10 protein-coding genes, 2 tRNA genes and 1 other RNA gene are annotated in these 12,449 nt (G+C 55.5%); 6 read left to right on the top strand and 7 right to left on the bottom strand.

Annotated elements, in window-relative coordinates; translation table 11 throughout:
- Positions 1–145: 145 nt before the first annotated feature.
- Both rssB and rssA read right to left on the bottom strand, forming a co-directional pair.
- On the bottom strand, positions 146–1,159 hold the full coding sequence (gene rssB / locus AC2T6E_RS00275; RefSeq protein ID WP_042716774.1) for a two-component system response regulator RssB: 1,014 nt from the start codon (positions 1,157–1,159) through the stop codon (positions 146–148).
- Between the two features lie 92 nt (positions 1,160–1,251).
- Positions 1,252–2,154, bottom strand: a complete 903-nt coding sequence (gene rssA / locus AC2T6E_RS00270; protein ID WP_174339693.1) for a patatin-like phospholipase RssA — start codon at positions 2,152–2,154, stop codon at positions 1,252–1,254.
- A gap of 113 nt (positions 2,155–2,267) precedes the next feature.
- Between rssA and AC2T6E_RS00265 the strand changes: the two genes are divergently transcribed.
- The 5 genes from AC2T6E_RS00265 to AC2T6E_RS00245 all read left to right on the top strand — a co-directional run bounded on the left by AC2T6E_RS00265 (position 2,268) and on the right by AC2T6E_RS00245 (position 4,155).
- Positions 2,268–2,726, top strand: a complete 459-nt coding sequence (locus AC2T6E_RS00265; protein WP_416719173.1) for a YchJ family protein — start codon at positions 2,268–2,270, stop codon at positions 2,724–2,726.
- A 48-nt stretch (positions 2,727–2,774) separates the two neighbouring features.
- Positions 2,775–3,617, top strand: a complete 843-nt coding sequence (gene purU / locus AC2T6E_RS00260) for a formyltetrahydrofolate deformylase (protein WP_010432980.1) — start codon at positions 2,775–2,777, stop codon at positions 3,615–3,617.
- A 157-nt stretch (positions 3,618–3,774) separates the two neighbouring features.
- Positions 3,775–3,859, top strand: a tRNA-Tyr gene (locus tag AC2T6E_RS00255).
- Between the two features lie 35 nt (positions 3,860–3,894).
- Positions 3,895–3,979 (top strand) — tRNA-Tyr (locus AC2T6E_RS00250).
- Positions 3,980–4,024: 45 nt separating this feature from the next.
- Positions 4,025–4,155, top strand: a non-coding RNA gene (locus AC2T6E_RS00245) — RtT sRNA.
- 96 nt (positions 4,156–4,251) lie between these two features.
- Here the strand turns inward: AC2T6E_RS00245 and AC2T6E_RS00240 are convergent.
- The gene (locus tag AC2T6E_RS00240) at positions 4,252–4,695 is read right to left on the bottom strand and encodes an Lrp/AsnC family transcriptional regulator (RefSeq protein WP_010432979.1); all 444 of its coding nucleotides are present in this window, start codon (positions 4,693–4,695) and stop codon (positions 4,252–4,254) included.
- Between the two features lie 107 nt (positions 4,696–4,802).
- On the opposite strand from AC2T6E_RS00240, the gene AC2T6E_RS00235 reads away from it, so the two are divergent.
- A complete protein-coding gene (locus tag AC2T6E_RS00235) occupies positions 4,803–5,699 on the top strand; it encodes a DMT family transporter (RefSeq protein WP_108417807.1) in 897 nt (298 codons plus the stop codon).
- Here AC2T6E_RS00235 and narI read toward each other — a convergent pair.
- Genes narI through AC2T6E_RS00215 form a run of 4 tightly spaced genes read right to left on the bottom strand, consistent with a single transcriptional unit; the run spans position 5,696 to position 12,355 of the window.
- Positions 5,696–6,373, bottom strand: coding sequence for a respiratory nitrate reductase subunit gamma (narI, locus tag AC2T6E_RS00230; protein WP_010432973.1), 678 nt, complete (start codon positions 6,371–6,373; stop codon positions 5,696–5,698). The two genes, AC2T6E_RS00235 and narI, sit on opposite strands and share 4 nt — an antisense overlap.
- Positions 6,373–7,083 (bottom strand): nitrate reductase molybdenum cofactor assembly chaperone, encoded by a 711-nt coding sequence (gene narJ / locus AC2T6E_RS00225; RefSeq protein WP_454539563.1) that lies wholly within the window; start codon positions 7,081–7,083, stop codon positions 6,373–6,375. The genes narI and narJ overlap by 1 nt, the downstream gene beginning before the upstream one ends.
- Entirely contained in the window at positions 7,080–8,615 is a 1,536-nt protein-coding gene (narH, locus tag AC2T6E_RS00220; protein WP_089599043.1) for a nitrate reductase subunit beta, read from the bottom strand. Before narH ends, narJ begins: the two co-directional genes overlap by 4 nt.
- Entirely contained in the window at positions 8,612–12,355 is a 3,744-nt protein-coding gene (locus tag AC2T6E_RS00215) for a nitrate reductase subunit alpha (protein WP_486690126.1), read from the bottom strand. Before AC2T6E_RS00215 ends, narH begins: the two co-directional genes overlap by 4 nt.
- Between the last annotated feature and the right edge of the window lie 94 nt (positions 12,356–12,449).

Raw genomic sequence — 12,449 nt, 5'->3', positions numbered from 1 at the left:
TGAGTATATCAGCCTCAGCCTTTAGTACGGGTCTGAAAAGAACGCGTTGCCGATCAATTAGGATAAATACGCATGAATCTGGCAGCGATAGTAGCACCGCCAACTAAACACTGGAAAAGCAATCTCAAGAATAAAACTCAACTGCTTATTCCGTGGACAACATTAAGCGCAACCGCCCGCCAGCACCCCAAATTTGGCACTGCCAGGAGGAACAGCGATGGCTAATTTGATTGAGGTAAGCCGTCCCCAGTGTTCCCAGCGGTACGCCGTTACTCACCTGAATATGATGCTCCCCAGTATTCAGAGAAGCGTTTAAACCCGCAGAAACAAGAATCAGATTTTTCAGTCCGCTGTGATAATAACCGACGAGAAGCGGAAACTGCCCAGGCAAATTAGCCTGGCGGAAAAGCTGATTTACTTGTTTAAGCAAACTGCCTAATTCAGGAAGCCGCTGTCCCTGATGGGATAACTGCTCCTGCAATAATCCATTAAATAGCGCACGAAGTAACAATGCGGCTAAAACACCATTGTCTCCTGCCCGGGTCACGTCCAGACAATAAAAAGCAAGATCGGAATCGGATAACGGCGCTATATCGAGCACCAGACCATGCTGGTCTGCCGCCACGAGTTGTCGATAATTTATCCGGCAATGGGAAAGCGTTTGTTGTACCGGCGGCTGAAGCTCTTGTAGCAATTTGGCTGCGGCAAGCGGATTACTGACCAACGCATCCCAGTCCTGAAACAGACGTTCTTCTTCTTCAACGCGAGAATTGAACATGTTGGGATAAAGGCAAGCGAGTACCGTCTCACGCAGACGGTTCAAATCCTTGACGGGCTTGAGCAGAATATCCTGTACCCCCAGCCGTAGCGCTTTCGCGATATCCGCCATATTCTCCGTCGCAGAGATCACCAGTACAGGCATTTGGTTTCCTTCGTTGCGAAGATGCTCAACCAGCTTCAGGCCATTCATTCGCGGCATCGCGATGTCGCAGATCATCAAGTCCGGGGCGATAGACGTCATTTTCTCCAGCGCGTCGATGCCGTCCTCGGCAAGAGAAGTATCCGCACCCAGTGAGGATAACCACGAATCCAGCAAAGAGCGGAAAACGGGCTCGTCTTCAACGATTAAAATGTGTTTTCCGACCAATGGCTGCGTCATGGTTCCTCCCCTGGCTGACAGTTACTCAATAGTGGCATGCTATTGGTACTATCGCCTGTCAGATTTTGCTGAAGTAATCAAATAAAGGATGCTTAAAGTGCTGTTCGCACAAATGGCAACAATTCATCTATTTTCTTTTCGACGGCTAAGGAACCCGCTGAAATCGCGGCCTCAGCTCTATGGAAATCAAGGGTAGAGATTTGAGGACAATAAGGTTGAATCAGAATATCGGGAGGATCGCCCGCCATACGGTTTCGCTTCAGGCGATTCTCAAGCACCTGAATTGACGTGGTCATGATTTCCAGGGCGGTGGGTGCCGTTACTGCTCGGCGAGTTGCCAGGCGTCCAATTCTTCCGCGCAAACGCGCATGCCAGGCGAGCTTCTCACCTTCGGCATCATCACTTTGCAGATTAACGGGCATGAGGTCTTGCTGCATCAGGTGGGCATCATGTTGCAGGTCCACGGCAATCACAATATCCGCGCCCATGGCACGCGTCAGGGAAACAGGGACCGGGTTGACTACCCCGCCATCGACCAGCCAGTAGCCGTTATGTGGCACAGGGGCCATTAATCCCGGCATGCTGCAGGACGCACGGACAGCAAGATGCAGATCGCCTTCGGTGAGCCACAGCTCACGTCCTGTACTGAGGTTCGTGGCCACCGCGCCAAACGGCAACTGACAGTGGGTAAAGTCATCAAGGGGCATAATCTGACGGAACTGATTAAACACGCGCTCGCCGCGCAGCAGGCCGCCACGCTGCCAGGAGAGATCCATCAGGCGCAGCACATCCCAGTAGCTGAAGGAACGTACCCATTTCTCAAGCTCCGGTAGCTTACCGCAGGCATATGCTGACCCGACTAGCGAACCAATCGAACAGCCTGCAACGATATCAACGTCAATACCCATCTGTTTCAAGGCGTTGATAACGCCAATATGCGACCAGCCTCTGGCTGCACCTGAGCCTAACGCCAGTCCAATTTTTACTTTTCTCATTAGCCCTGTTTTACTTCCCCTGGATCCCCAACATAGCGTCAACGCAACAGCTCAGTTAACATAGTGCTACCCTAAGCGTTAAACGCCCTTATTTTTGTTCCAGGAAGAGAATCGTGTCTCAACTCTGCCCCTGTGGTAGCGCTCTGGAGTATAGCCTATGTTGCCAGCGATATCTTATTGGCGAGCAGGTTGCTCCAGACCCGTCACACCTGATGCGTTCGCGGTATACTGCTTTTGTGATCAAAGACGCAGATTATTTAGTCAAGACCTGGCACCCCACTTGCCATGCAGCTGATTTTCAGCAAGACATTGAAGCGGGCTTCGCCAATATCCACTGGCTCGGTCTCACGATCTTTGATGCAGCCCCCGGTCATGATGAAAACGAGGGTTACGTGAGTTTTGTTGCCCGTTTTACCGAACAGCAGAAACCCGGCGCCATTATTGAACGTTCCCGTTTCTTAAAGGAAAGCGGGCAATGGTATTATATTGACGGAACGCGCCCCCAGTTCGGTCGTAACGATCCCTGCCCTTGCGGTTCAGGTAAAAAATTTAAAAAGTGTTGCGGGCAGTAATGCCTGACAACCCAGACTTCGCAAATACACAAACAGGATTTCCCGGCGATGCAATCACTACAACGTAAAGTTCTGCGCACCATCTGTCCCGATCAAAAAGGACTGATCGCACGAATTACCAACATTTGTTACAAACATGAACTGAATATCGTGCAGAACAACGAGTTCGTTGACCACCGTACCGGTCGCTTCTTTATGCGCACCGAGCTCGAGGGTATTTTCAACGACACCACCCTGCTTGCCGATCTGGATAGCGCCCTGCCGGAAGGTTCCGTGCGTGAACTGACGCCTGCTGGCCGTCGTCGCATTGTGATCCTGGTGACCAAAGAGGCACACTGCCTGGGCGACCTGCTGATGAAAGCCAACTACGGCGGTCTTGATGTCGAAATTGCCGCTGTTATCGGCAACCACGAGACGCTGCGTACGCTGGTCGAGCGTTTTGATATTCCATTCGAACTGGTCAGCCACGAAGGACATACCCGTGAAGAGCACGACGATCTGATGGCGCAGGCGATTGAAGCGCATAATCCAGATTACGTGGTGCTGGCGAAATATATGCGCGTATTAACGCCCTCCTTCGTATCGCGTTTCCCGAATAAGATCATCAACATTCATCACTCGTTCCTTCCCGCCTTTATCGGCGCGCGCCCGTACCACCAGGCGTACGAGCGCGGCGTGAAGATCATCGGTGCGACGGCCCACTACGTGAATGACAATCTGGATGAAGGTCCCATCATCATGCAGGACGTGATTCATGTGGATCACACCTATACCGCAGAAGACATGATGCGCGCTGGGCGCGACGTTGAGAAAAACGTCTTAAGCCGTGCGTTGTATCAGGTGCTTGCCCAACGCGTCTTCGTTTACGGCAACAGAACCATCATTCTTTAATCTTTCGGAAAATGAATTGATTAGCTTTGCACCTTTGCGGATAAAAAGCAGGCAAACAGCGTCATTTCCCTAAAGGAATGCTTTACAGGGGCGTCTCATTTGATATGATGCGCCCCGCTTCCAACAGGAAGCAGGCCTGTAAAAAGCATTAACCCGTGGTGGGGTTCCCGAGCGGCCAAAGGGAGCAGACTGTAAATCTGCCGTCATCGACTTCGAAGGTTCGAATCCTTCCCCCACCACCATCTCTCAGCATTACCTCAAAATTTGAATTACCCCGGGTGGGGTTCCCGAGCGGCCAAAGGGAGCAGACTGTAAATCTGCCGTCATCGACTTCGAAGGTTCGAATCCTTCCCCCACCACCATCATTTCCAAATAACGCTTAACTTTCTGTTCGCACCGGGCATCATGCTTTTCCGTAACGGGGAAGGACGAGAAGCTTCGACTAAGGTTCGATTCGAGCGTAGCGAGAAAGCGTTGCCGCAGGCAACGACCCGAAGGGCGAGGCGCAACGCGCCGAGTAATCCTTCCCCCACCACCATCATTTCCCGAATAATCCAAAAAAATCATTATAAAACTTAACCGAATCCGCCTTCGTAGGCAGGGTAAGGCGCAGCCGCCACCCGGCAACAGAAACCTACATCGGCGGCAACCGTCGCTTCACCGGCGAGCTCTTCACAATCGACGTATTACACTGGGCATGCTCTGCCAGGCCGTCCAGCAACACATCCAGCTGTTCTATCGACCGTACCACCAGCCTGATCACAAAACAGTCCTCACCCGTGACTTTGTCACTCTCAATGCACTCCGGCATGGCCTGAATGTATTTATCCACCTTATGCAATAACCCCGGCAATGGGCGCACGCGCACCAGCGCCTGCAAGGTGTATCCCAGCGCCGCCAGGTTCACCCTCGCACCATACCCCTGAATCACACCGCGCTCTTCCAGCCTCTTCAAACGTTCTGCCGTGCTGGGTGACGTCAATCCCACACGACCACTCAGCACCTTCAGCGACGCGCGCGCGTCCTCTACCAGACAAGCCAATATTTGCCGATCGATATCATCAAGCAGGTATTCCATCGCTTTCACCTAATTTTAAAAAGTCATTAGCCTGTTTCACCTTATATCAGCCCTGTAAAACCCGACAGCGATTTTCGACAATAGGGTCATTAATCAGGAGGTGGATAATGCGTGATTTACAAAAAGGCGTCGGGCAGATGAGCCTGGCGATGTTAATTTCCGGTTCTATCGGCGCGTTTGTTTTACTCTCCGGTCTGCCGGTAACGGAAGTGGTGTTCTGGCGCTGCGTTATCGGCGCGGTGACGCTTTATATGTTTATCCGGTTAAGTCGAAAGCCCTTCAGTCCCCTCACCCGCACCACGCTGCTGCTGGCCATTTTTGGCGGCGTAGCGCTCGTGGTGAACTGGCTGCTGCTGTTTGCAGCCTATGAGAGGATCTCGATTGGCCTGTCAACCGTGGTCTATAACACCCAGCCGTTTATGCTGGTGATGATGGGGATGCTTTTAGGCGAACGCGTCAGTCTGGTGAAGTGGGGCTGGTTGATCCTCGCCTTCGGCGGGGTGGTGATATTGCTTTCCAGCGAGCTGAGCGGCACGCATGGCAGTGAATGGCTCGCAGGTATCGGGCTGGCGCTGGGTGCAGCATTCTTTTACGCGCTGACTGCCATTATCGCCCGCAAACTGAAATCCATCGCACCGCAGCATATCGCCTTTATTCAGGTCCTGACAGGGGTGGTGATGCTTCTTCCGCTGGCGCATATGCCTTCCCTTTCGGGCGATTTCCCCTGGACGATACTGCTGACGCTGGGCATTGTCCATACCGGCATCATGTACCAGTTGCTGTATAGCGCCATTCAGAAACTCCCCACGCCAGTCACCGGATCGCTGTCGTTTATCTATCCGGTGGTCGCCATTGCTGTTGATAACCTGGTGTTCGGACACTCGCTGAACCTCACGCAGCTTGCGGGCGGCGCGCTGATTTTGTTTGCCGCTGCGGGCAACAACCTGGGCTGGGGCGAAAAAAAACCCCGCGAGTGCGGGGTGGGTATCAAAACGGCAAATTAGCGACGGGCGCGCACAATCTGGTATTTGCGCGTCAGGTACTCAACCGGCGCGCTCCAGATGTGCACCAGGCGGGAGAACGGGAACAGCACAAACAGCGTCATCCCCAGCACCAGGTGCACGCGGAAGATAAAGGCCACGCCGTCCAGATGCTCAGATGCGCCGCCATGGAAGGTCACCACGGACTGCGCCCAGCCGACCAGCTTCATCATTTCGCTGCCGTCCATATGCTGCGCAGAGAACGGAATTGTCAGCAGACCCAGCGCACACTGCACCATCAACAGGGAGAGGATCAGGATGTCCGCAGCGGTCGTGGTGGCCCGCACGCGCGGGCTGAACAGACGACGTTTCAGCAGCAGCAGACCGCCGACCAGGCACATCACGCCGCTGGCACCGCCCGCAAACATCGCCATTTTCTGCTTCACTTCAATCGGCAGCCAGGCTTCGTACATCCAGTGCGGTGTCAGCATGCCCAGGAAGTGACCGGCAAAAATCCCCAGGATCCCGATATGGAACAGGTTAGAGGCGAGGTTCATCCCCTTGCGGTCCAGCATCTGGCTGGAGGCCGCCCGCCAGGTATACTGGCCATAGTCATAACGCAGCCAGCTTCCCACCAGGAATACGGTGCCCGCGATATACGGGTAAATGTCAAAGAAGAACATATTCAGGAAGTGCATTATTGCCGTCCTCCGTTAGAGATATTCAAATATTGCGGAGCAACGGCCCCGGCAAAACGACGCTGGTGAGCGGAGATTTCAGACTCGCCGCAGTTCTGGTCAGCAAAGAACTTCACCTGCTCTTCTTCCCAGACCGCATCAAGCGCCTGCGGAGTGTCGTCGCGCGCTTCGTCCGCGATTTTTTCCGCTACTTTTTCGCTATCAACGGCGGCGTTAGCCAGCTTCACCAGCAGGTCAAAGAGCACCGCATAAGCACTTTCGCGCTGCTGAAGACGCGCGCCGAGCAGCGCCAGGATCGGCGCGATGTCCTGCAAACCGCCCAGCGCCTCTTCTTTCGGCAGCTGCGCCAGATATTCCAGGTACAGCGGCAGGTGGTCCGGCAGCTCACGGCTGTCAAGCTGCAGGCCGTGCTGCTCGTACTGGGACATCAGGTCGACCATCGCCTGACCGCGATCGCGGGATTCACCGTGAACGTGTTCAAACAGCAGCAGCGACGTCGCACGCCCGCGGTCAAACAGCTGGCTGTAGTCCGACTGCGCGTCCAGGAGATCGCGCGCTAACAGATCGCGGAGGAACACGCTCAGCTTCTGGGCATCCGCTTTATCCAGGTTTTCAGATGACGCGAGTGCATCAAAGAGTTCCTGCTGATGCTGCGCAAGCGCAGCATCCGGGTACTCGAGCAGACGCGAAACAATGACGAGTTCAATCATTGGTGCGGCTCCGTTTTGCTGGTCACATCCATGGCGTCGATGCGGCGGCTGTTGAACAGGTTGAATTTGGTGTCTGAGCCGTGGCAACCGTCACCGAAGCTAAAGCCACATCCGTTTTTCTCCGGGAAGGCGTCGCGCGCCTGTTCGCGGTGGCTGCTCGGTACGACGAAACGGTCTTCGTAGTTCGCAATCGCCAGGTAGCGGTACATCTCCTGCGCCTGCGCTTCGGTCAGACCGACCTCTTCCAGCGCGCGGGTATCGGTAACGCCGTCAACGGTCTCAGCACGCTTGAAGTGACGCATCGCCAGCATACGCTTCAGCGCCAGCAGGACCGGCTGGGTATCGCCCGCGGTCAGCAGGTTCGCCAGGTACTGAACCGGAATACGCAGGCTTTCCACGTCCGGCAGAATGCCGTTGCCGCCCAGTTCACCCGCGTCGGCTGCAGACTGAATCGGCGACAGCGGCGGCACGTACCAGACCATCGGCAGCGTGCGGTATTCAGGATGCAGCGGCAGCGCCAGCTTCCAGTCCATTGCCATTTTGTACACCGGAGACTGCTGCGCGGCGTCGATCACGCTCTGCGGCACGCCGTCCTTCAGCGCCTGCTCGATCACCTTCGGATCGTTCGGATCGAGGAACACGTCCAGCTGACGCTGGTACAGATCTTTCTCGTTCTCGGTGCTTGCTGCCGTTTCAATCGCGTCCGCGTCATACAGCAGCACGCCGAGGTAGCGAATACGGCCTACGCAGCTTTCTGAACAGACGGTCGGCATACCGGCTTCAATACGCGGGTAGCAGAAGATGCACTTCTCTGACTTGCCGCTCTTCCAGTTGAAGTAGATTTTTTTATACGGACAGCCGGTGATGCACATGCGCCAGCCGCGGCACTTGTCCTGGTCGATGAGTACGATGCCGTCTTCTTCACGCTTGTAGATGGCACCGCTCGGGCAGGTCGCCACGCACGCCGGGTTAAGGCAGTGCTCGCACAGACGCGGCAGGTACATCATGAAGGTGTTTTCGAACTGACCGTACATCGCCTTCTGCATGTTCTCGAAGTTTTTGTCTTTCGACAGCTTCTCGAACTCACCGCCCAGATCGTCTTCCCAGTTCGGGCCTTTCTCGATCTTGTTCATGCGTTGACCGGTAATAAGCGAGCGAGGACGAGCAATCGGCTGATGTTTCCCTTCCGCTGCGTTATGCAGGTTCTGATAGTCAAAATCAAACGGCTCGTAGTAATCGTCGATACCCGGCAGATGCGGGTTAGCGAAGATTTTTCCCAGAAGCATCGCGCGGTTGCCCATGCGCGGCTGGATTTTGCCGTTGATTTTGCGGATCCAGCCGCCCTTGTATTTCTCCTGATCTTCCCAGTTGGTCGGGAAGCCGGTGCCCGGCTTGGTTTCCACATTGTTGAACCAGGCGTACTCGGTCCCTTCGCGGCTGGTCCAGACGTTTTTACAGGTGACTGAGCAGGTATGACAGCCGATGCATTTATCCAGATTCAGCACCATGCCGACTTGTGAACGAATTTTCATTTTACGCTCTCCTGTACCTGGTCATTACCTTCGCCGTCTAACCAGTTAATATTCTTCATCTTACGTACCACCACGAACTCATCGCGGTTAGATCCTACGGTGCCGTAGTAGTTAAAGCCGTAGGCCAGCTGCGCATAGCCACCGATCATATGGGTCGGCTTCGGCGTAATACGGGTGACCGAGTTATGAATACCGCCGCGCTGCTCGGTGATTTCTGAGCCAGGAATGTTCACGATACGTTCCTGCGCGTGGTACATCATGGTCATCCCTGCGGGAACACGCTGGCTAACCACTGCACGAGCGGTCAATGACCCGTTGCTGTTGAAGACTTCGATCCAGTCGTTATCCACAATCCCCAGATCTTTGGCATCCGCTTCGCTCATCCAGACAATCGGACCGCCGCGTCCCAGCGTCAGCATCAGCAGGTTGTCGCTGTAGGTGGAGTGGATCCCCCACTTCTGGTGCGGCGTCAGGAAGTTCAGCGCTTTCTCCGGATTACCGTTGGACTTCTCGCCCATTACCGCTTTCACCGAACGGGTGTCGATTGGCGGACGGTAAACCAGCAGGCTTTCGCCGAAGTCACGCATCCACTGATGATCCTGATACAGAGACTGACGACCGGTCAGGGTACGCCACGGGATCAGCTCGTGAACGTTGGTGTAACCCGCGTTATAAGAGACGTGCTCATCTTCCAGACCAGACCAGGTCGGACTGGAGATAATTTTGCGCGGCTGGGCCTGAATATCGCGGAAGCGGATTTTCTCGTCTTCTTTGTTCAGGGCCAGATGCTTGTGGTCGCGACCGGTGATTTTACTCAGTGCTTCCCAGGCTTTTACTGCGACCTGGCCGTTGGTTTCCGGTGCCAGGGTCAGGATCATCTCTGCGGCATCAATCGCCGTGTTCAGCATTGGCTGGCCTTTGGCCGGGCCGTCTGATTTGGTGTAATTGAGCTTACGCAGCAGGTCCATTTCGCTCTGGGTGTTCCAGGCGATCCCTTTCCCGCCGTTGCCGATTTTCTCCATCAGCGGGCCGATAGAGGTAAAGCGTTCGTAGGTCGCCGGGTAGTCACGTTCAACTGGAATGATGTGCGGCGCCGTCACGCCTGGGATCAGATCGCACTCGCCTTTTTTCCAGTCCTTCACGTCCAGCGGCTGCGCCAGTTCGGCGGCGGAGTCGTGCTGAATGGGCAGCGTCACCACGTCGGTTTCTTTGCCCAGGTGCCCCACGCAGACTTCAGAGAATTTCTCGGCGATGCCTTTGTAGATTTCCCAGTCGCTTTTGGATTCCCACGCCGGGTCAACGGCAGCAGACAGCGGATGAATAAACGGATGCATATCCGAGGTATTCATGTCGTCTTTTTCATACCAGGTTGCCGTCGGCAGAACGATATCAGAGTACAGGCAGGTGCTCGACAGACGGAAATCCAGCGTCACTACCAGATCCAGCTTGCCGTCCAGGCCGTTGTCTTTCCATTCCACTTCTTCAGGCTTCACGCCGCCCTGCTTGCCGAGATCTTTGCCCTGAATACCGTGTTCCGTACCGAGCAGATACTTCAGCATGAACTCGTGACCTTTACCGGAAGAACCCAGCAGGTTTGAGCGCCAGATGAACAGGTTGCGCGGATGGTTTTTACCGTTTTCCGGCTGTTCCGCCGCAAAGCGAATCGAACCTTCCTTCAGCGACTTAACGGTGTAGTCCACCGGGGTCATGCCCGCTTTCTTCGCCGCTTGCGCGATGCGCAGCGGGTTGGTACCAAGCTGAGGAGCCGACGGCAGCCAGCCCATACGTTCCGCACGCACGTTGAAGTCAATCAGGTGACCGCTGTAGCGGGATTTATCCGCCATTGGCGACAGCAGTTCCTCTGCGGTAACCGTCTCGTAGCGCCACTGGCTGGAGTGGTTATAGAAGTAGGAAGTGCTGTTCATGTGGCGCGCCGGACGCTGCCAGTCGAGGGCAAACGCCAGCGGCTGCCAGCCGGTCTGCGGACGCAGTTTTTCCTGGCCGACGTAGTGCGCCCAGCCGCCGCCGCTCTGACCGACGCAGCCGCAGAAGATCAGCATGTTAATCAGGCCGCGATAGTTCATATCGAGGTGATACCAGTGGTTCAGACCGGCACCGACGATGATCATGGAACGACCGTGGGTCTTGTCGGCGTTTTCCGCGAACTCACGCGCGATACGGGTGATCTGCGCGCGCGGCACGCCGGTGATCTGCTCCGCCCATGCCGGGGTGTACGCTTTCACGTCATCGTAGCTGCTTGCACAGTTTTCGTCGTTCAGACCGCGCTCAAGGCCGTAGTTCGCCATGGTGAGATCGTAAACGGTGGTGACCAGCGCCGTTGAACCATCGGCGAGCTGAAGACGCTTCACCGGCAGTTTGTGCATCAGAACGTTATTCAGTTCAACCTTGTTGAAATGCTCGGTGCCTTCGCCACCGAAGTACGGGAAGCCGACGTCAGCGATCTCATCCTGGCTGCCCAGCATGCTCAGGCGCAGTTCGGTCTCTTCGCCGGTGGTGCCGTTACGCTGCTCCAGGTTCCATTTGCCCTTTTCGCCCCAGCGGAAACCGATAGAGCCGTTTGGCGCAATCAGTTCGCCATTGCTGTTACAGGCAACGGTTTTCCACTGCGGGTTATTTTCCTGACCAAGTGAATCCACCAGGTCAGCGGCGCGCAGCATACGACCGGCAGCGTAGTAGCCGTCGCGCTCTTCCAGCATTACCAGCATCGGCATGTCGGTGTAGCGACGCACGTAGTCGGTGAAGTACTGGCTAGGCTTGTCCAGGTGGAACTCGCGCAGCATGACGTGGCCCATCGCCAGCGCCATCGCCGCATCGGTGCCCTGCTTAGGTGCCAGCCACAGGTCGCACAGCTTGGCGATTTCCGCATAGTCAGGGGTAATCGCAACGGTTTTGGTGCCTTTGTAACGCACTTCGGTAAAGAAGTGGGCATCCGGGGTACGGGTCTGAGGAACGTTAGAGCCCCAGGCCAGAATGTAACTGGAGTTATACCAGTCGGCGGATTCCGGCACGTCGGTCTGCTCGCCCCAGGTCTGCGGAGACGCAGGTGGCAGGTCGCAGTACCAGTCATAGAAGCTCAGGCAGGTCCCGCCAATCAGGGAGAGATAGCGCGCGCCAGACGCGTAAGAGACCATCGACATCGCCGGGATTGGCGAGAAGCCTGCCACGCGGTCCGGGCCGTAGGTTTTGACGGTGTAGACGTTAGACGCCGCAATCAGTTCGTTCACTTCTTTCCAGGAGGAACGGACAAAGCCACCGCGACCGCGAGCCTGCTTGAAGCTCTTCGCTTTGTCGGTGTCTTCAATGATGGACGCCCATGCATCAACCGGATCGCTGTGCTGGACTTTCGCTTCACGCCACATTTTCATCAGGCGCTTACGCATCAGAGGGTATTTCAGCCGGTTAGCGCTGTAGAGATACCAGGAGTAGCTTGCGCCACGCGGACAGCCGCGCGGTTCATGATTCGGCAGGTCGGGACGGGTACGCGGGTAGTCGGTTTGCTGGACTTCCCAGGTCACCAGACCATTCTTGACGAAAATCTTCCAGCTGCACGAACCCGTGCAGTTGACGCCGTGGGTTGAACGGACCACTTTGTCATGCTGCCAGCGCTGGCGATAGCCGTCTTCCCAGTCGCGGTTGGTCTCCAGAAGCTGACCGTGCCCATCGGCAAACGTCTCGCCCTTCTGCTTGAAGTAGCGAAACCGGTCTAAAAATTTGCTCATCGGGTATCTCCTGTGTGGAGCCTGTGGCTCTCTAAATCGACATTGCTGATTTGCTGCGAAGGTAACGCTCTGAAAGCGCGGGAGAATTGATAAC

The organism is Enterobacter sp. B79-1 (assembly GCF_057444735.1).
Note: the sequence above shows the minus strand (reverse complement) of the source record. Positions and strands in the feature narration are given on the sequence as shown.

Bases quoted from the DNA above. Each gene is read 5' to 3' on its own strand.
- purU (WP_010432980.1), top strand. From the start codon at position 2,775: ATGCAATCACTACAACGTAAAGTTCTGCGCACCATCTGTCCCGATCAA.
- narH (WP_089599043.1), bottom strand. From the start codon at position 8,615: ATGAAAATTCGTTCACAAGTCGGCATGGTGCTGAATCTGGATAAATGC.
- rssA (WP_174339693.1), bottom strand. From the start codon at position 2,154: ATGAGAAAAGTAAAAATTGGACTGGCGTTAGGCTCAGGTGCAGCCAGA.
- AC2T6E_RS00240 (WP_010432979.1), bottom strand. From the start codon at position 4,695: ATGGAATACCTGCTTGATGATATCGATCGGCAAATATTGGCTTGTCTG.
- AC2T6E_RS00215 (WP_486690126.1), bottom strand. From the start codon at position 12,355: ATGAGCAAATTTTTAGACCGGTTTCGCTACTTCAAGCAGAAGGGCGAG.
- narI (WP_010432973.1), bottom strand. From the start codon at position 6,373: ATGCACTTCCTGAATATGTTCTTCTTTGACATTTACCCGTATATCGCG.
- rssB (WP_042716774.1), bottom strand. From the start codon at position 1,159: ATGACGCAGCCATTGGTCGGAAAACACATTTTAATCGTTGAAGACGAG.
- AC2T6E_RS00235 (WP_108417807.1), top strand. From the start codon at position 4,803: ATGCGTGATTTACAAAAAGGCGTCGGGCAGATGAGCCTGGCGATGTTA.
- narJ (WP_454539563.1), bottom strand. From the start codon at position 7,083: ATGATTGAACTCGTCATTGTTTCGCGTCTGCTCGAGTACCCGGATGCT.